The organism is Bacillus safensis (genome assembly GCF_039619585.1).
In the GTDB taxonomy this organism is placed as follows: Bacteria; Bacillota; Bacilli; order Bacillales; family Bacillaceae; genus Bacillus; species Bacillus safensis.
The window spans coordinates 3,562,519-3,583,026 of the sequence record NZ_CP154909.1 but is presented as its reverse complement, the minus strand read 5'-3'; the positions used below and the strand labels follow the sequence as shown (position 1 = coordinate 3,583,026).

At 38.4% G+C, this 20,508-nt stretch carries 15 protein-coding genes; 10 read left to right on the top strand and 5 right to left on the bottom strand.

The features are described 5' to 3' along the window. Positions 1-110 precede the first annotated feature (110 nt). The 4 genes from AAYR28_RS18390 to AAYR28_RS18375 all read left to right on the top strand — a co-directional run bounded on the left by AAYR28_RS18390 (position 111) and on the right by AAYR28_RS18375 (position 5,551). Positions 111-1,013: a hypothetical protein gene (locus AAYR28_RS18390; protein ID WP_120208007.1), complete on the top strand. Its 903-nt coding sequence runs from the start codon at positions 111-113 to the stop codon at positions 1,011-1,013. A 328-nt stretch (positions 1,014-1,341) separates the two neighbouring features. Then, a complete protein-coding gene (locus tag AAYR28_RS18385; RefSeq protein ID WP_120208005.1) occupies positions 1,342-3,201 on the top strand; it encodes a beta-glucoside-specific PTS transporter subunit IIABC in 1,860 nt (619 codons plus the stop codon). 4 nt (positions 3,202-3,205) lie between these two features. Further along, positions 3,206-4,672: a glycoside hydrolase family 1 protein gene (locus AAYR28_RS18380; protein ID WP_120208004.1), complete on the top strand. Its 1,467-nt coding sequence runs from the start codon at positions 3,206-3,208 to the stop codon at positions 4,670-4,672. Between the two features lie 30 nt (positions 4,673-4,702). Beyond that, positions 4,703-5,551, top strand: a complete 849-nt coding sequence (locus tag AAYR28_RS18375) for a PRD domain-containing protein (protein WP_034281420.1) — start codon at positions 4,703-4,705, stop codon at positions 5,549-5,551. 97 nt (positions 5,552-5,648) lie between these two features. On the opposite strand, the gene AAYR28_RS18370 is transcribed toward AAYR28_RS18375, so the two are convergent. Further along, a complete protein-coding gene (locus tag AAYR28_RS18370; RefSeq protein WP_061110309.1) occupies positions 5,649-6,827 on the bottom strand; it encodes a RapH N-terminal domain-containing protein in 1,179 nt (392 codons plus the stop codon). 410 nt (positions 6,828-7,237) lie between these two features. Here AAYR28_RS18370 and AAYR28_RS18365 point away from each other — a divergent pair, with 410 nt between their 5' ends. After that, a complete protein-coding gene (locus AAYR28_RS18365; protein ID WP_034281418.1) occupies positions 7,238-7,450 on the top strand; it encodes a hypothetical protein in 213 nt (70 codons plus the stop codon). Between the two features lie 42 nt (positions 7,451-7,492). On the opposite strand, the gene AAYR28_RS18360 is transcribed toward AAYR28_RS18365, so the two are convergent. The 4 genes from AAYR28_RS18360 to AAYR28_RS18345 form a co-directional block, all read right to left on the bottom strand. Next, positions 7,493-8,254 carry an ABC transporter ATP-binding protein gene (locus tag AAYR28_RS18360; protein ID WP_034281417.1) on the bottom strand — a complete coding sequence of 254 codons (762 nt, stop codon included), beginning with the start codon at positions 8,252-8,254 and terminating at the stop codon, positions 7,493-7,495. Between the two features lie 13 nt (positions 8,255-8,267). Continuing rightward, positions 8,268-10,595 (bottom strand): FtsX-like permease family protein, encoded by a 2,328-nt coding sequence (locus AAYR28_RS18355; protein ID WP_034281416.1) that lies wholly within the window; start codon positions 10,593-10,595, stop codon positions 8,268-8,270. After that, a complete protein-coding gene (locus tag AAYR28_RS18350) occupies positions 10,592-11,845 on the bottom strand; it encodes an MFS transporter (RefSeq protein WP_120208002.1) in 1,254 nt (417 codons plus the stop codon). Before AAYR28_RS18350 ends, AAYR28_RS18355 begins: the two co-directional genes overlap by 4 nt. 69 nt (positions 11,846-11,914) lie before the next feature. After that, a complete protein-coding gene (locus AAYR28_RS18345; protein WP_120208000.1) occupies positions 11,915-12,565 on the bottom strand; it encodes a TetR/AcrR family transcriptional regulator in 651 nt (216 codons plus the stop codon). Between the two features lie 160 nt (positions 12,566-12,725). Between AAYR28_RS18345 and AAYR28_RS18340 the strand changes: the two genes are divergently transcribed. From AAYR28_RS18340 to AAYR28_RS18320, 5 genes are all read left to right on the top strand, one after another. After that, positions 12,726-13,838: a CdaR family transcriptional regulator gene (locus AAYR28_RS18340; RefSeq protein ID WP_034281413.1), complete on the top strand. Its 1,113-nt coding sequence runs from the start codon at positions 12,726-12,728 to the stop codon at positions 13,836-13,838. 118 nt (positions 13,839-13,956) lie between these two features. Next, the gene (locus AAYR28_RS18335) at positions 13,957-15,228 is read left to right on the top strand and encodes a GntP family permease (protein WP_065214994.1); all 1,272 of its coding nucleotides are present in this window, start codon (positions 13,957-13,959) and stop codon (positions 15,226-15,228) included. A gap of 28 nt (positions 15,229-15,256) precedes the next feature. Further along, complete coding sequence (locus AAYR28_RS18330; RefSeq protein WP_120207998.1) at positions 15,257-16,396, top strand: glycerate kinase; 1,140 nt, start codon at positions 15,257-15,259, stop codon at positions 16,394-16,396. A gap of 276 nt (positions 16,397-16,672) precedes the next feature. Further along, on the top strand, positions 16,673-19,783 hold the full coding sequence (locus AAYR28_RS18325; protein WP_259455920.1) for a CDP-glycerol glycerophosphotransferase family protein: 3,111 nt from the start codon (positions 16,673-16,675) through the stop codon (positions 19,781-19,783). A 67-nt stretch (positions 19,784-19,850) separates the two neighbouring features. After that, positions 19,851-20,189 (top strand): zinc ribbon domain-containing protein YjdM, encoded by a 339-nt coding sequence (locus AAYR28_RS18320; protein WP_024423969.1) that lies wholly within the window; start codon positions 19,851-19,853, stop codon positions 20,187-20,189. Positions 20,190-20,508: the final 319 nt, after the last annotated feature.

The following is a 20,508-nucleotide window of genomic DNA, read 5'->3' as shown; positions in this document are numbered from 1 at the left end:
AATAAATTCGATAAAGGGAGTGGATATTTACCTGATTTTGCTAATCAGAGAGGTGAATCACTCATATATATGGATGATCTTTCATCAGATTATATATTGGAGGGGTACGTATGAGTAAATCGAAAATCTGGTTTGTGGCTGTCCTGACGGTATTAGTCCTTGGTGCAGTCAGCTGGTCAGCCTATCAAGCAATCGGAAAAAAGAGTGCATTGAATCAATCCTACGCCTTTGCGCAGAAAACAAAAGAGGGCGTGAATTGGTTTAAGGTAACGGAGAGAAAAGGGAAAGTAACCGGTCACTTGAATGAAACCATTTTAGAAGAAAGTCCGGAAATGCATTTTGATCCGAATTTATTTAAACATAAATATCAATTAACTGGAAAAGCAATTGAAAACGGTTATGAATTTGAAGTGAAGCGAGGAAAAGATTCGGTGATGTATGAAGTACATGTTGCTGGAAAAGATCTCTCTGTGAAAAAACAAGGTGAAAACAAAAGCATCACATACAAAGCAGTTGATCAAAAAAAATTAAATGCGTATCAAAAAGCCATTCAAGATCGATATGATGAGTTAATTGATGACTCAGAAACTAGATTTTATGATTATTTAAGAGACTACATCAAGAAAGTAACAGGTGCTTATGGTTATCTGTATACTGCGGAGGATGGTACATACCAACTATTTCTACAAGTAAAGCACATGCATATTGAGTCTGAATGGTCAGGGGCCTTTCTAATGAGAACAGTTCCAGGGGATGGTGGTGAACCTTATAAAGAGACGAAACATAAAGCGGGTGGTGTTTCTGATGGAATCATGTTTGATATCAGTACCTATCCTCAAATCGAAGAGCACAAAACTGGTATTATCGTAGGCTCAACGAATCGAGGTGCAAAATCAATAAAACTTCCTCTGAAAATAGCAGGCGGCATCGTAGAATTTAAACCAGTCTCAAAGCAGGAATATCAAAAACAATCTGAAGCATTTAAAAAGCAGGCAGAAGAAAAGAAAAAATAGATGATGATAACCAGATGAATGAATAAATTTATCTGGTTTTTTATAATGAAGATAGTTATTGGTGAAAAAAAGAGAGGAAGGCAAACGCTTCAACTAATTAAGGAAAATGAATTTGGGTCTATAGACCTTAATAATTTTTAGAAAAATAAATGTTGACGCTTTCATATAATCAATATATACTAAAAACAAATCCAATATGAATAAATTAGACATGTGACTGGTCATGCAGGCAGGATCTAAAAACGATGAATTTCTTTTATTTGTCGTTTTAGGTCCTTTTTTTATTGCCAAAATATAGGTCTCGTGTATGAGAAAAGGGGGAGAAAAAATGGATTACACACAAGTTGCCAAAGACGTTTTACAGCATATAGGCGGCAAAGAAAACATTGCGCACCTTGAGCACTGTTCAACAAGACTTCGCTTCACGCTAATTGATCAGAAAAAAGCAGATGTACCAGCACTAGAAAAAACACCAGGTGTCATAGCTGTCAGAATGTCAGGACAATGCCAAGTGGTGATTGGGAATGACGTCATTGAAGTGTATCAAAAGGTAACAAGTTTAATAGGCAGCAGCTCATCAAGCCAAGACGTGCCATCCAATCAGCCAAAAGAAAAGAGAAAAGCAGGCACAGTCCTGTTAGATTTTATTGTCGGTGTCTTCCAGCCTCTTGTACCAGCTATCGCAGGCGGAGGAATTTTAAAATCATTTCTTCTCCTTTTCTCTTTATTAGGCTGGATGGATGCAAAGGGACAAACCTATCAAATACTGAACATGGTAGGTGATGCACCACTTTACTTTCTGCCTTTATTAGTTGCTGTAACGACGGCGAATAAACTAAAAGTAAACCCACTGGTCGCATTATCAGCAGTCGGTGCGCTCCTTCTGCCGAACATGACAGCAATGCTTACAGAAGGTGCGCAATTACTGTCATTCGATGTAAAAAATATAGCTTATGCGTATCAAGTGTTTCCGGCAATCCTTTCTGTATTGCTTTACGCGCAAATGGAAAAATTCTTTACGCGGTTTTCACCAAAACCAATTCGAATTTTCTTCGTTCCGATGATGTCATTGGTCATTACTGTACCAGTTACGTTACTTCTGTTAGGACCGATTGGTTTTACAGCGGGGCAAGGCTTTTCATCTATTATTCTTGCGATGTTTAATACGGTAGGCTGGGTAGCTGTCGCAATTTTAGCAGCGGTCCTCCCATTCATGGTTGCTTCAGGCATGCACAAAGCAATGGTCCCTTATGCAGTCACAACGATGGGAACCCTTGGGAAAGAAGCGCTTTATTTACCGGCATCACTTGCGCATAATATTGCGGAAAGTGGAGCGTGTTTTGCTGTGGCACTACGCACAAAAGACAAGGTACTCAGATCAACAGCCATTTCGGCAGGGATTTCAGCCTTTTTTGGTATCACAGAGCCGGCGTTATATGGTGTGACACTTCAAAATAAGCGAGTCCTTGGAAGTGTTATGATTGGTTCGTTTGTTGGCGGAATTTTCATTGGTTTAGTTGGTATACAAGCCTTTGTGCTTGTTGGCCCAGGATTAGCAAGCATGTCGATGTTTATATCAGATGAACTTCCGCGAAATCTGATGTTTGCTATCATTGGAGCAGTCATTTCATTTATTGTCGCATTTATCGCTGCTTTTGTATTAGGTAAAGATCGAACAGTAGAAGAAAAGACAAAGGACCAAGCTGCATTGGCTGAACAAATTGGAGCAGGAGAAACTTTCAAAAGCCCTGTGATTGGTCAAATGATCTCTCTATCTGAAGTAAAAGATGATATTTTTTCTTCAAAGGTCATGGGAGACGGAATTGCCATTGTACCTTCAAAAGGAGCACTTTATGCACCAGTAGATGGTGAGGTGACCTTGCTGTTCGAAACAAACCATGCGCTTGGTATGAAAACGGACCAAGGGGTTGAAGTATTATTCCACATCGGCATTGACACTGTTCAGTTGGAAGGACAGTATTTCTATCCAAAAGTGCAGGCAGGAGATCGTGTTCAAGCAGGAGATTTATTGATTGAATTTGATCTAGAAAAAATCATGGAAGCAGGATATGATCCAGTAACACTTGCTGTAATCACAAATACAGATCAATATGATATTAAGGTACAGCCATTACAAGAGGTCAATCGTCAAGATACATTGATGGTTGTTACACAATTAGGAGGCTAATCATATGACAAAAATCAAAGGTTTTCCAAAAGGATTTTTATGGGGCGGTGCCATTGCGGCTAACCAGGCAGAAGGCGCCTGGAATATAGATGGAAAGGGACCGTCTGTTGCAGATATTGCAATGTACCGTTCCAACTTGAGTGTAGAAGATTATGAAGGTCATCTTGCTGTTACCACTGAAAATATAGATCGTGCAATGAAAGATCCAGACGATAAAAAATATCCAAAACGCAGAGGTATCGATTTCTATCATCACTATAAAGAGGATTTGGCTCTCTTTGCAGAAATGGGATTTCAAACACTTCGGATTTCTATTGCATGGAGTCGTATCTTCCCTACTGGAGAAGAAGCGGAACCGAATGAAAAAGGGCTTCAATTTTATGATCGTGTCTTTGCAGAAATGAAAAAACACAACATAGAACCGATCGTGACTCTCTCTCATTATGAAATGCCTTTAGCGCTTAGTGTGAAATATAATGGCTGGGTTGAAAGAAAAGTCGTTGATCTCTTTGTTAAGTTCGCCAATGTATGTTTTGAACGATATAAACATGATGTGAAATATTGGCTCACCTTTAATGAAATTGATAGTATTCACCGCCACTCTTTCATTACAGCAGGAATTATTCCTGATCGCTGCCCAGAAGGAAAAGTGGAAGAAACGGTGTACCAAGCACTTCATCATCAATTTGTCGCATCTGCTATCGTAACAGCAGATTGCCATCGCATCATCCCAGGCAGCCAGGTAGGATGTATGCTGACAAAATTGACAACGTATCCGCATACGTGCCACCCGAATGATGTGGAACAAGCTTTGAAACAAAACTTAGAAAACTATTTCTATGCAGATGTTCAGGTATTTGGCGAGTATCCGCCACTGATCAAGCGCATGCTTGAGAGAAAAGATATTCATATTCAAATGGAAGCAGATGACCTTACCATTTTAAAAGAAAACACAGTAGATTTTATCTCATTTAGCTACTATATGTCTTTAACGGAGTCAGCCCAAGAAGGATTAGAAGAGACAGAAGGGAACACAATTCGCGGGGTTAAAAACCCTTACCTTCCTTCAACTGACTGGGGCTGGCAAATTGATCCGGTTGGTCTGAAAATTTCTTTGATCGAATTGTATGATCGTTATCAAAAACCTCTTATCATTGTCGAGAACGGCATGGGTGCAAAGGATGTAGTTGAAAGTGATGGCTCTATCCATGACGACTATCGTATTAACTATTTTAAAGAGCATTTCCGTCAAATGAGAGAAGCGATTGATGAAGGTGTCGATCTCTTTGGATATACGAGCTGGGGCTCGATTGATATTATTAGTGCAGGTACATCACAAATGTCAAAACGCTATGGCTTCATTCACGTCGATCAAGATGATGACGGGAACGGGACATTAAAACGATCTCGAAAAGATTCATTTTATTGGTACCAAAAAGTCATTGAGACAAATGGTGAATCGCTTGATTGAACACCACAATCATGAAAACAGGTGATGACGATGTTTAAAATCAAAAAAGTTTTAAACTCGAGTGTGGTCCTGGCTGAAGATCAGAACCAACAGGAGATGGTATTGTTCGGCCGAGGAATTGGCTATGGACAGAAACCAGGTCAAATGATAGAAGAGAAAAAAGCAGACCAAGTCTTTATGTCAGTTGATAACATGAGAGCAAAAGAATTTCTTCAACTGTTAGATTCAATGCCTCAGGAGTTTATCGATTTAACTCAGCACATCGTCCAATACGCAGAAAAACGTTTAAACTCAACTTTAAATTCAGGTGTTTATTTTACCTTAATGGATCATTTGAATTTTGCAGTGGAACGTCATAAAAAGAATATTAATATTACGAATCGCGTGTATTGGGAAATCAAAAACTACTATACGGAAGAATTTGAAGTAGGGAATTACGCACTTGAGTTAGTCAATGACACATTGGGCATACAATTACCAAAAGAAGAAGCTGCTAATATCGCCTTTCACTTAATTAATGCATTAGGTGAAAAATCCGATTCGAAAGATGGTATGAAATATGCCAAGATGATCGGGAGTATTGTCAATCTTGTGCGCTATACATTGAATATGAAAATGGATCAAGAGAATATTCATTACAGCCGGTTCATTACACATGTGAAATTCTTTGTAGAAAGATTTTATGCTGATAAATTATTATCAGATCAAGAAAATGAGTTGTTTGAACAAATTGCACACTTATATCCTCAAGCGATGGATGTTGCTTTTAAGATCAAAGACTATATTAAACAGGTGCATAGTATCGTCATTCCTAATGATGAGCTTACTTATCTTGCGGTACATATACACCGCCTCATATCTTATCAGCAACTAAAATAAATGTTGAACCACTTGCCTTGATGAGGCGAGTGGTTCTTTGTATGACAAATATTTTTATTAAGTTCCGATAGGACGTTCTGTTGTACCAGGATTTTCATCATTTAATGAATTGAAAGCCCCTGTTTGTCCTAAAACAACGATGGTTAAAGCGATAATCAATAAACTCATTTTTTTCATATGAATTCCCCCAGTCAATGATAGGATGTTTCATGCGATCAGCTTCCTTTAAGAAGAGATAGGCTTGATGAATTGCTCCCAGCTCTTCAAAGTGTTTTGCAGCTAATGCACTTAATTCACAGGCTCCTTCAGCATCCTTTAATTTTTTAAGAATGCTGATTTCATCGAAACAGGCTTGAGCTTTTTGAGCCATATCTTCAGTGAAATATAGATGGTAAAGCAAATTCATTTTTGCTGTATAGATGGGACACTTCTCTGATTCATGTTTTTGATTCACCAATTCGAAGTAATAGAGAGCTTGTGTCCTTTCATCGATAGAAAGCAGCTCTTTCATTAACATGTACATGGAGTGATGAAAGTAACACGAAGAGAGATAGTCTTCATCACTAAGAGCCTTTTCTAGGGCATCGATACATTTTTTTGATTCGCCAGCTTCGGCGTACAAAATGCTGATATTATGATAAAGCTGTGATGTTAGAAAATGATCGTTGAGACTGTCTGCGATGTGTAATGCTTTTTTGTAGTAGTCTTCTGCTCTTATAAAGTGACCAATGTCCATATAATTAGCAGCGGCGATGACAAAGGCTGCAGCTAGTCTTCTCTCATATCCTTCATGACTTTTGAAAATATCAATAGCATTCTGAATGTAGTGTAGAGAAATCAGGCTTTGACGAAGCAGCATATATAAGTTGGCGATTTTCGTATGGAATTCTGCTACTTCTATTTCATCAGGAATGTGTTGTAGTTTTTTCTCGGCAATTTTGAACAGTCCAATGGCTGATGCATAGTCTCTTTTATATGAAGCGTAAAGGGCTTTGTATAGGTAAAAATAGTATTCAATTAAGTCGTTTGTTTTAGAGGGGCAATCTGGTTCTGTCTGTTCCTTCAGTTTTGTACCTCTTCGTTCATATAACATGAGCTTATACTTGCCTTCTAGCAATGAGTAATAGGTCAAGACCTCCTGATTCTCTTCCATTTTTTGAAGTAATTCTTTTAATTCTGTATACATTGCTTTTGCACTGTGTACATCATGCTTGCGAATTGCAATTCTCCAATCATTTAAACGATTCCCCACCTGTTCAGCAGAAATGATAGCCATGGAAATTTCACCTCTTTAAGATCCTTTCACCTGTTTCATAAAAAACGATATCACAATTTTTGGAAAAATATAATCGTTTCTGTGAAGTGATTGACAAGAGGTAATAAAAGGGACCTAAGGTCATGTGATGTACGATATTGTAAGGGTAATTGCTTGTTAGCACAAATGAATAAAATCTCTTTTTGGAAGTCTAAAAAAGGAATATATACAAAGGATTTTATGATAATGAACGAAAATATCACTGGTATATTTGGAATAAAGAAGTTTTAGCTATTTCAGAGGGAAAATGGAAGGTCGATCTAGGAAAGAAAATCATGTATGATGTTGCTAGATCATGAGATAAGAAACTGATAGATGCAGCCAAAAGTAAGTATTAAACACAAACTTAGACCTTTAGAAAGGATGTTGAAATGAAAAAAAGATTTCCAAGTTTAAATAGACAAATCACAGTCATTATCGCGACTCTGTTACTTGTTTTAGTGACTGTTTATATGTCAAAGAGATACTTTTATAGCAAAGAAATTGAGCTGCTGACAGAATCTTGTCAACAAGCTGGCGGCAAAATCATCTTAGAAACAAATAGTTTTTCTATGGATTACTCGTTTGAGTGCCAAAAAAAATAGAACAGGCAGTTTCCTGCCTGTTTGTTCAAATTTGTTCTCAAATTAAAAACCTAAATCTTGCAGCCATTGATTTAATCTCATTTCTCGGTTCTCGGCAGTTGAGTGATCATATCTTCCTAGTTGTAAACTGGCTACAATTTCCCCGTCATTCATAAACATAATTCTTTCAGAACGAAGAGCCACCTTGGGGTCATGTGTGACAAGCAGCAGTGTTGCTCCTTCAGCGTGGATTCTTGAAAAAATATTCATCACTTCTTTTGTTGTACTGGAATTAAGAGCACCTGTTGGTTCATCAGCGAAAAGTATGTCTGGTTCATTCATGAGCGCTCGGCAGATAGCGGCTCTTTGAAGCTGTCCTCCCGATACTTCTGTCAAATATCTATTTGCCAAATGATCAATATCGAGTTTTTTCATTAAATATTGAGCTCGTTCATTCAATTCTTGTCTTGGCTTTTTCTTTGCTAAATAAGCTGCAGCTATGATGTTGTCAAATAAATTAAGATTTTTTAATAAGTGGCTGTGCTGAAAGACAAACCCCATCTCTGTTAAGCGCAGAGCAGTTAACTGTTTGTCTGTCATTTCTGATAGTGATCGGCCTTTATATTCGATCTCTCCTGTTGAAGCTGTTTCTATGCCGCTAAGCTGATAAAGTAATGATGTTTTCCCGCATCCAGAAGGTCCCATAATGGTCACGAATTCCCCATGCTTTATCGATAAATGAATATCCTTAAGAATGGTTTGTTTTTGTCCTTTTAATGAATTGATATGCAAAGACAATCGCTTCGTTTCAATCAAGTGTTCCATGTGAAACATCTCCTTATAAAAGTGTTTGCCTTGCCGTTTGACTAGAAAAAAACGTCTTCAATAACCAGGTGGTCAAAGCTAAATTGACAATAAATAGTGTAAACGGGTACACAACTGACACCCATTGTGGTGACAGCCACTGGAGGCTCGACGCCCCTAATGTTGCTCCTCCTATACTCATCAAAGCAGGACCAATGGTATTGACCGCGATTGTTCCAATAAAGGCGCCAAAAGAGAGAACAGCGATAAAACTCGTTATATATTGTACTGTTATATCTGTTATAGAAAATCCAATTGTTCTTAGCATGTGGTTTCGGCTTGAATCTTTCGCCTTTAACATGTGCAGAAACATGAATAGCATTAAGCTGGCGGTTCCAAAGGCAGCTAATGCAGCAAAAAATGCAATGACTTTTACAATAGCTGCTGTGCTGCCGATCGTTTGATGAACGTATTCTTTCATATCTGTCACTTTTGCAGGAGATACCTTCTTTTCAAATACTGTCTTTTTCTCTGCGATATTTACTCCTGGTTTTAGTTGAATTTGAACGGTTTGCCAAAGAGCTGTTTGAGGAAATGGCTGTGATATTGCTTTTGCTGTTTTGCCTCCATTGGTCACGTCCTGATAAATACCTGTTACCGTTCTTTGGATTTCATGCCCATTAGTTACGAGAGTGATTCTTTCTCCTATCTTTTTCTGAAGTGAATCTGCATTTAATACGGATAAGGCAATTTCTTCATTCTTTAAAGGCTGTCGTCCTTGTAAATAGTTGAGGGGAAATGCTGAGAGCTCACCTGTTTCTAAGTAGAGCGTTTCTAATGTGTTCTCCTTTGATTTCACCTGAAGAGAAGTAGTTTTATAGATGGCTGCTGTTTGTATGCTCTGATCTTCACGAATCATTGATTCTATTTCGTTTGTATTTTTCGCTAGATGATTCCCTTGGCGTATATCCATTCGAAGGTCACTTTTACCAGAGCCAAGGTATGTGATGAAATCCGGTGATTGTAAGGTATGCCATAGCTGAATAGGCATGAGCATTAAAAATGTACAGAGTGCAATAATACAAGAAATCGTTGTGTACAGCTTCTTTCGTGATATCAGATCTTTTAAACCAAGCCAAATATTGACGGGTAAGAACCTGCTTTTCTTGAGGTGCATAGGTATTCTTTTCTTTTGACCCAGTGGGTTGATAACGCCTTGAAGTGCTTGAGCAGCTGATATTTGACCAAACTTTCTTAAGACAGCATAGCTGCAAGAGATGATGATCATTGCCGTCGCAATAGAAACAAAAAGCGGGATTAACCAATGAGCAAAAGAAGGCTGATTCCCCATGTAACGGTGGATATTGGTTGTAAACATATCACCAAATATAAGCGTTAACACATATCCTGCTATACACCCTGCACAAGCAAGCGCGGCATACTTACCAACGTATAATTGCTTGATTCTTGTTAAAGGGATCCCAAGCACCTTCAGTATGCCAATTTCACGTTCATCCTCTTCTATTGAAGCCGTCATAGCAAGATGGAGTGAGAGAAGGGCTATACTGATGAGCAGCAGGCAAACAAGCAGGAGAATGGCAATGACCATTCCATCTGTCAATGCATTCAGCATACGCAGTAAAGGTAGTGTGACAGATGGGCCTTGTTGTGGCAGTTGTGATGATTGATAGATGGCTTGAAAGGTATCTGTCTGAGCGGCATCATGTAGTAAAAATTCGATTAAGTACTCTTTGTGATGAAACACTTGATTTATTGCATCCCAATCCTCGTTATGAAGAAGAAATCTTTTTGAACTGACAAGACTGGGGTTCATTTGTGCATCTCGCAAGAACGCTTTGATGCGAAAGGTGAATTGATTAGCTCCTTTCTCAATCAGTAACGTTTCACCTATGTTGAGCTGATACTTTTGTTGAAAATAAATTGGGACAGCCACTTCGCCTTTATTGACCGTGAGCTTTTCATTTTGTTCGTTTAACAGGAAATCGAAATCACGATTTTGCTTCACAAATAAATGATCCATCACACCTGCTTTGGCAGGCTCATGTCCGAACCTGATGTTTGCATGTTCAATTGGTATCATTGGGACGATTTGATGGGCTTTTACCATGGACTGTTTGCTTGAAAATGCTTCAATGTCTTTTTCATTTATGCCGCCGTCATGCATTTGGACAAAGTCTGGCGCTTTGGCAGAATGGAGCAGGTTAGAAATGGAACCATTCAGCTGTACGATCATTTGAGCTGCACTTGCTGCGAGAAATGAAGTCATCATGATGCAAATGGTTAAGCCGATTGAAATAAGACGGTGACGGGTTAAGTCTTTCTTTATAAACGCTAATCTCATGAGGCTGATTCTCCTTCATGCTGAAGCATATTTTTTGTTAAGCAGGCTAGTGCAAACATGAAAGAACTGACGATGAGCACCGTCACATACATGGTGGCTGAAAACGTATTGAACAAAAATCCATACATCATTTGGCCAAGCGGAGCAGCACATTGAGAAACCATTGTCAGATTGGCCATCACTTTTCCCAACTGATGATTTGGTGTTTTCTTTTGAACATGTGAAATCACAACGATTGAGATCATAGTCAGCAGCATAGCAATTGGAAGGCATCCTGCTAAAAAGAGAAAATAAGCTGGATAAGTGCCAAATTGAAGAGCTGTTTTGGATGTTGAGAACGCCACAGGCAGCAAGATGACTGCGATGACAAGAAGCCAGCGATATAAAGTAGGAATGCGCCATCGCTTCGCTACAAGTCCAACTAGCAGAGCCCCTGCGATGACAGCGAACTCAATCAAGCCCATGCCTATTCCATACATGATGTCACTGCTCTTCATTGTGACCCTTAAAATGATTGGTCCCCCAACAATAAAAAATGGTGTAAGGATGAAATTTAACATTGCGGCAAGCAGCATGGCCCTTTTTAAAAATGGCTGACTGCCAATATAAGAAAATCCTTGTTTCATATCTTTTATGAGCACTTTGCCCATAGACTCTGTCAGCGGACTAGGGGAGAAGGAAATGTTTAACCTTAAAAGCATGCAGGCTGATAGAAAAAATACGATGGCACTTGCACCGATGATGGATTGGCTTCCAATCATTCCGTATAGAACTCCTCCGATAATAGGTGCGAGAACACCTGAAAGTGCCTGAACGCCATTGACAATGCCGTTTGCTTGTTCTAATTGCTCTTGTTTCACTAGCTGTGGAATGCTGGACATGACAGCGGGAGCATAGAACGTACTCATCACGCCAAGCAGTATCATGACAGCTCCGATCATATAGAGTGAATCATTTCCCGAAAATAACCAAAAATAAAAGGCAAGAATCATCATGCCGGTGAGGACATCAAATAAAATCATTAAGTTCCTTCTGTTAAACCGGTCAGCGATTGCACCAGCTAACGGGGAGAGAAGGAGCGGGATATTGGATAAAGCGAAAAGTAAGGCATATAAATCAACTCGATGCGTCATATCCAGTACGTGTAAAGATAGAACAAACCGAATGAGAGAAGATCCGAAAACGGAAATAATCTGTCCGAGAACGAGGTATATAAAGTGGGATGAGCCTCTTTTGGATAACAAAGACATAAATATCACTCTCCTTTTAGACCGACCGTCAGTCTATAATGTATGCAGGATTGGTATTGAAGTGACCAATCACTGATTATTTTCATCCAGCTCTCCAGATAATCGCTTGAGCAGGAAGGAAAAACTTCCCTTTTTTGCATGCAATGAGGATTCGAGTATTTCGATAAAAGCTAAAGCGCGTTGTAGACTTTCTTCGGCTGTCCATTGAAAAAGGCCTTCATCAAATATGACCTGCGCAGAAGCAAGAAGGAATTCAACCGTCTCTTGCGGATACTTCGTTTTGAATGTCCCTTCCTCTACACCTTGCTGAATAACATCTGCCAACACTGGTGATAGTTCTTTAATGGCTTTGATTAAGCTTTTTTGATGCATTTCTGCATTAGAAGGCTGATGGAACTGATCGATCATGCCCTGTTTATGGCTTCCTTGCTGAGGTGATTGCGCCATGATGATACGAAATAGTTTGTCAACGACTGGAAGGTCTGGGTCAGCTGCAATCCGCTTTGCCACGATGATATCTTCTTTGATGATCCTGTCAATAATGGCATCCATTACTTCTTCTTTGGATGCAAAGTAATAGTAAAAGGTGCCTTTTGCAATGCCAACGGCTTTTAATATGTCAATAATTGTTGTTTTCTGATAGCCTTTGGTTGAAAAAAGCGCTTCTGCTGCGTTTATTATGTCATTTTTACGTTCCTCAGGATGTTTAACGGTTCTCATAAAGCCATCCTTTCTTTTAACTAGACTGTCGGTCGGTCCTTGAATTGATTAAACACTTTTCAGGGTGTCTTTGTCAATGGCTGGTTTTTAAACACTTTGCATTTATTGTTCAAAGACACTATGATACATTGAATGAAAAAACCTTCAGGGGAGATGGAAAATGCAATTTTTGACCAGTGAATTGGCTCAAGAAATGGTTGAACGTACGATGCATATTTTACATAAAAACATCAATGTGATGAATGCAGATGGTGTCATTATTGGTTCTGGTGAACGAAACAGGATTGGCCAGAAACATGATGGTGCACGACTTGTGCTGACAAGCGGGAACAGTGTGGAAATTGACCAGGAGACCTCTTTGCGCTTAGAAGGAGTGAGACCCGGGATTAACTTGCCTATTTGCTTCCATGAACAAGTAGTTGGTGTGATTGGGATTACTGGTGAGCCAGAGGACATTCGGCATCATGCCGAGCTGGTGAAGATGGCAGCTGAACTGGTGTTAGAGCAATCTTTTCTGCTTGAGCGGGTTCAATGGCGTCATCGAATAGAAAGTGAAATTGTCAATCAGTTGATTTCATATTCTGATGCTGGGGATCATCAGCTGAAAAATCGAGCTGCTTGGCTGGGGATGGATTTAGACAAGCGCCGAATGGCTATTGTTTTTCAGCCAGTTCCCTCCTCAGAGGATGCTGTTCATAAATTGATGCATGCGATTCAATATGATAAGAAGGCAGATGATTTACTTGGCATGACCTTTTGTCATGAATTGATTCTTTTAAGTCAGCCCATACCTGAACATCAAGTAAAGCAGGCGGCAGGTCATCTGCAAAAAACAATGCAAAGAGCAGTAGGAAGCCAAGTGTTAGTGGGGATAGGGACTGTCGCTGAAGACATCAGCCAGCTGCCAATTTCTTTTCAGCATGCGAGAGAAGCCCTGAGGTTAGGGAAGGCTCTTGATCCGGAGGAAAGTATGTATTTCTTTGAGTCTTATCAACTGGAAAGCTTATTCATGATGGCGGGAATTGCTGAAAAGAACAGTCGATGGACTGACTTTTACAAGCCTTTGACACAAGAAGCAGAGCTCGCCCATACATTAAGGGTTTACATTGAAGAGGGCGGTGATTTGCAAAGAATTGTTGATCGTTTATTTATTCATCGAAATACATTGCGTTATCGTTTAGACAAAATTCAAGGATTGACCGGAAAAGACCCTCGTCATGTAAAACAGTTAATCGAGCTTTATATGGCGCAGCTAATGACTCAACTATCTTGATTGTGCAAATGCACAATTCGGTAGAGTGGTCAGTTAAAAAAGTTCATCCAGATTCACAACACAATCCCTTTGGGTAAACGCTTACAATTGGAGAAAGATATTTTTAGGGGGATTGAGAATGGATGCAGATGTAACGGTAAGTACTCTGGGAGCCTTGGCGGCGCTTGTGATCGCGATTGTTCTCATTCTAAAAAAAGTATCACCTGCTTATGGCATGCTGGCAGGTGCATTTATAGGCGGATTGGTTGGCGGTGTAGACATTGTTCAGACCGTCAACGTTATGATGGAAGGTGCTAAGGACATGATTCCGGCTGTCCTTAGAATTATGGCCGCAGGTGTACTGGCTGGTGTTCTCATTGAATCAGGTGCAGCGTTATCTATCGCTGAGGCCATTGTGAGAAGGCTTGGTGAGGCGAGGGCACTATTAGCACTCGCTCTTGCAACGATGATTTTAACAACAGTAGGCGTTTTTGTAGATGTTGCGGTTATTACGGTAGCGCCAATCGCACTTGCCATTGCCAAACGCGCAAAGCTCTCAAAAACGGGGATTCTCCTTGCTATGATTGGAGGCGGGAAGGCAGGAAATATCATGTCACCGAATCCGAATGCTATTGCCGCTTCAGACGCTTTTGGTGTACCTCTGACTTCAATGATGGCTGCAGGAATCATTCCAGCTGTGTTCGGGTTGGCTGTTACATATGTATTAGCTAAAAAGCTTGCAAACAAAGGGACGCCCGTTCTTGAAGAAGAAACTGGGCAAAGTAAAGTTCAAATACCTTCTTTTTTTCAAGCACTGGCTGGTCCGCTGGTTACCATTTTATTGTTGGCTTTAAGACCGCTTTTTCAAATCAATATAGACCCAATGATCGCTTTACCGATTGGAGGGATTGTAGGTGCTCTTTTCATGAAAAAAGGGAAATTTCTCAATGATTATGCGATGTCGGGGCTTCATAAAATGTCAGGTGTAGCGATCATGTTATTAGGGACAGGTACATTAGCAGGAATCGTATCGAATTCTTCCTTAAAAGATGTGTTTATTCAAGCACTGGATGCATCGGGTTTACCTCCATATTTACTTGCGCCAACTTCAGGGATATTTATGTCAGCTGCGACCGCTTCGACAACAGCTGGAACGGCGGTCGCGAGTGGTGTGTTTAGCGGAACGCTGATTGGGCTTGGTGTATCTGCTCTTTCAGGGGCAGCCATGATTCATGCTGGCGCAACAGTGCTTGACCATATGCCGCACGGGAGCTTTTTCCATGCAACAGCAGGAAGTGTTCAAATGGATATCAAAGAGCGTTTGAAGCTCATGCCTTTTGAATCGTTAATCGGTTTGACGTTAACCGTTGTATCGACCATTATTTTTGGCGTTTTCCAGCTGTTTGGCTAAGAACATGATAAGAAAGAGGGGCTTTAGGATGAAAATTGTGATCGCACCAGATTCATTTAAAGAAAGTTTGTCTGCTTATGAGACAGCATGTGCCATTGAACGAGGATTTCGTTCTATTTTGCCAAACGCGGAGTATATCAAACTGCCCATGGCAGATGGAGGAGAAGGCACTGTTCAATCGTTGGTTGATGCGACGGGCGGGCATATTGTTAATCAAGTGGTCACGGGCCCGCTTGGTGAGCCTGTGAATGCCTTTTTTGGCATTTTAGGAGATGGTCAGACTGCTGTCATAGAGATGGCCGCAGCCTCTGGGTTACATCTTGTTCCGCCAGAAAAACGTAATCCGTTATGGACCACATCAAGAGGAACTGGAGAATTAATACTTGCAGCGCTGGATAAAGGAGCGAAGCATGTGATGATTGGGCTTGGCGGAAGTGCAACAAATGATGGCGGTGTTGGGATGATGCAAGGATTAGGTGCAGCTTTCCTTGATAAAACAGGACATTCCCTGACGCCAGGCGGCGGGGCACTTCATCAATTAGCTTCAATTGATTTATCTGGACTCGATCCAAGACTACAATCCGTCCGTCTGGAGGTGGCTTGTGATGTGGATAATCCTTTAACAGGTGAGAGAGGAGCGTCTGCTGTTTTCGGCCCTCAAAAGGGAGCAGATGAAGAAATGGTTCAAGTGTTAGACAAGAACCTGGCTCATTTTGCACAAGTAGCTGAAGAGCAATTCAATGTATCCTTTGGAAAGGCAGCAGGGGCAGGAGCGGCAGGAGGACTTGGTGCGAGTTTATTAGGCTTTTTACAAGCCGATTTGCAAAGAGGAATCGATATTGTGCTGAAGGCTGTTCATTTTGATGACGTCATCAAGGAGGCAGACCTTGTCATTACGGGAGAAGGCCGAATTGACCGGCAGACCATTTATGGAAAAACGCCAATAGGCGTAGCCAAAGCAGCGAAGAAGTATCATTTGCCTGTGATTGGCATCGCAGGCTCTCTAGCAAAAGATAGTGCAGTCGTACACGATCATGGAATTGATGCACTGTTTAGTATCGTTCCAGGTATTACCTCTCTTTCTGAGGCGATACAAGATGCGAATCTTCATGTAGAAAGAACAGCTCGGAATATCGCGGCTGTGATACAATCTAGCCTGATAAAATAAAAAGAAAACTTGTAGATGATATGATACATCTACAAGTTTTCTTTTTATAAAGATTCACAAAATACCCATCAAACGAATGAAAAGATCTAAGAAAATACTTAGAAAACAATTTATAACAACTATTCATTTTTGAGGTTTTGAATTATAATGTTTAGGATGTCAGTCGGGGGAATTTAGTCCCTCATGATGATATTTGTCTTTCAATTTTAAAATTTTGTGAGATTACTTTGTAGGAAGTTTATATAGGTGAGAAATAATTCAAAGGAGTTTTTTAAATTGAACAACATCAGGGACAAAAAAATATGGATTTTTAATGCTACTAATTCATTTGTTGGAAATCCTAAATGGTTATTTATTTATGTGAATAAATATCGTCCAGATATTACAGCATATTGGATGTGTGACGACGAAGAAGTAATTAATAGAATTAGAAGTTTAGGATACAATGCAGAATTATACTCTTCTAAAAAAGCAGATAAAATTAAACAACAAGCTGGAGTTTTTGTTGTACATCAGGTAAAAGAACATATACCCGTATTATTTAAAGATGAAGTTGTCATTCTCAATTTATGGCATGGTGTTGGATGTAAATCTATAGAGCGAAAAGTTAATTCAGTCCAATTAAAAGAAAGAATATACAAAAAATATATTAAATATAATTCTATTTTTAAAAATAATCAACTATTCTTGGTAACTTCTCCGTTAATGGAGAAGCACTTTAAAGAACAAGTCGGTATAGATGATGACAAAATTATTAGAGCAGGATATCCAGCTGTAATGTATAAAGAGTCATTTTCTTCTTATAATCATGATATTTTGAAAGAAAAAGGACTTCCTGAAGATACGAAAATCGCGTTATATGCTCCAACATTTAGGGATGGATCAACCACTGCATTTTTTGGAAAAGCGATACCTGATATGGATAAATTAGTAGAAATATTAAAAGAAAATAATATGCTAATGATCTTTAAAATGCACTATTTGGTAAATAATGATTATCAATATAATCTTTTAAAAGAGAAATACAAAGATTGTCCACATTTGCTATTCTGGAATGAGGATAATGATGTTTATGAAATTTTCAATAAAATTGATATCGCTATTATGGATTATTCATCGATATTTTACGACCTGCTTGCAGCTGGTGTCAAACATTTCACACGTTATATCTTTGATTATGATGAATATAATAATTTGCGTGATTTCGTTTTTGATTATAAAGAGATGACTTTTGGACAAATAACAAATAACTTCGAGGAGTTATTAGAATATCTGAGTTCTTATGAAGATAAGGTGGAAGAAGATAGAAGAGAAGAAATTTATGATCTTTTTTGGGAATACACTAACGACAATTCTTTTGAGGAAATTATTGAAAAAACGCTAAAGTTTAGTCCTGAAAAAAGAGATTTCCCTACTTTATATAGTTTTGATCTTTTTGATACACTTATTCAAAGAAAAACGTTGGAACCGGTAGGTATATTTTTCTATGTTGGAGAGGCGGCTAAATACAGTGGACTAAAATTCCCTTCATATTTAGTTGAGAACTATCCACGTGTAAGAGCCCAGGCGGAATCTTATGTTAGGGATTACTATAGAAAATCCTTAATCATTCGAGAAGATGATAGATTAGAAATCTTTTTTGATGATATTATGCTGAGATTACAGGATTTATATCATTTAACAGATCAGCAAGTAGAATTTTTAAAAGCAGAAGAATTTAAAGCTGAAATAGAAAATATAGAACCTATGAAAGATAGAGTAGAATACGTTGTAGAACTGGTTAATCAAGGAAATGACGTTGTGTTAATTAGTGATATGTATTTACCTAAAGAAGTTATCTTAGAGATGTTAAAGAATGCGGATGAACGTCTGGCGGAATTACCTCTATTCTTATCTAGTGATTACGGTGACCAGAAAACAACAAGAAAACTCTATTTAAGAGTATTTGAGGAAATGAACTATAATTACAGTAAGTGGGTACATTATGGAGATAATCAAGCAGCAGATTTAAAGGCAGCAAAATCTCTAAATATACAAGCTGTACATCACCATATGACAAAATTTAACGCGTATGAGAAGCAGTTAGTAAATAGAACTAGAACCTATGATTCTTACTTAGCTTCAAATTTATTGGCTAGATTTAGAGAGACAAATAATGATGCAACTAATTATTATGCTTATTCTTATGTAAGTATGTATTTTGTCCCTTATATTCATTGGGCAATTAAACATGCTATGAGAAAAGGAATTGATACACTCTATTTTATTTCAAGAGATGGATATTATCTCAAACTTGTAGCAGATTCAATAATCGAAGCAAATAAGTATGATATAAAGACGAAATATATTTATGGTTCAAGGAAGGCATGGAGAATTCCATCTTTCATAGATAAAGTGGATGAAGAATTCTATTCCGTTTTCGGAAATTTCGAAGGCATGACCGATTTTAGTAGTGTACTAGACGCACTATCAATGAATGAATCTATATTCGATGAAATATTCCCAGAACTAAGCCATCTAAAAAACATTAATAAGATTGATAAGAACACAAAAGAAGCAATAAAAACCACTGCAAAGAACTCTCTAAAGTATGAAGAATATTTATTAAATAAGGCAAAAGAAGATAGAGAAATCATTACAAAATATTTGAAACAAGAAATTGATTTTAGTGAGCGTTTTGCATTTGTGGAATATTGGGGAAGGGGTTATACCCAAGATTGCTTAGATCGATTACTAAACGATGCATATGGAAGTAAAATAGAGACAATATTCTATTATGCAAGAAGTATTTATCCAACTACAGGTACTTCAGTTAGATATAATTATACTTCTAAAATGACCTCTCTAATATTTATAGAGTCAATTTTTGCTAATATACCATATCAAAGTATTACAGGATATTATGAAAAAGATGGTATAATTAAACCTGTAATTAAATCGAGAACATATGAAACAAAACTTCATGATGCTATTAAAGAACATACTGTAGAATTTATTAAACATTTCTATTCACTTCCTCTAACAGATGAGGATAATATTGAAAGAAGCTTATACGATTATGCGGTTGATTATTTCAGAGTGCATCCAACAGATCATTACATTCTGAATGTTTTTGCTCCCTTGAAAGATTCAGTAAGATTATACGAGCCAGAAGTTGAATACGCTCCTGAAATAACGTTAAAAAAGGTCATGCCTAAATTAGTCGGCAAACCGATTGATTTAGAGACAAAAAATATGAGAATGTCACTGGCAAGGTCATCTAAAGGAATCAAATTTTTACACAGGTTAGAAAAGAAATATTTTGAGAAAATTCAAAAGAGAATAAGAAACAGAATGGCTAGAAATAAAAAAATACTGAAGAATATATCGAATGTATTTAAAGTTTAATTTGCAGAAATCGGAAGGTCATCTATAAAGTGTCTTTCCGACCATTATTCTTGTGGAGGAAACAAAAATGTCTAATCTACCGAATTGTCCTTCGTGCAGCTCACCTTATACTTACGAGGACGGCAGCCTGCTGGTTTGTCCTGAGTGTGCGCATGAATGGTCACTTGAACAAGAACAAGCGGCAGAGGAACAGCTTGTGGTCAAAGATGCGAATGGGAATCTGTTAAGTGATGGGGACACGGTCTCTGTCATTAAAGACCTAAAAGTAAAAGGTTCTTCATCCGTTTTGAAAATAGGAACAAAGGTCAAAGGCATTCGTTTAGTTGAAGGCGATCATAACATTGATTGTAAAATTCCTAGCTTCGGCGCAATGAAATTAAAATCAGAGTTTGTGAAAAAGATATAATGTATGAAAAGAGGCTGTAAGAGGCCTCTTTTCTTTATTTTTAGGTGAAAGGAATAATCTCAAACAAAATTCCATACATATATACCTGTTGAAAAAGGTTCATTTTTAAAAAAAATCAAGCCTCTTTTCACATAAAAATCCGCAGTTTTCTTAACTCTACCTTAAAAAAGGCAGATGATTCGCTAAATTTTGGCTAATCCCCTTCACAACTTTTGGGCATTGCTGTACCATATGGAAGTGTTCTTCTATTTTTGACGGATCATGGTGTTTATCAGGAAATAGAATGATAGATGATACTTAGACAAAGAAGGAGAGGTAA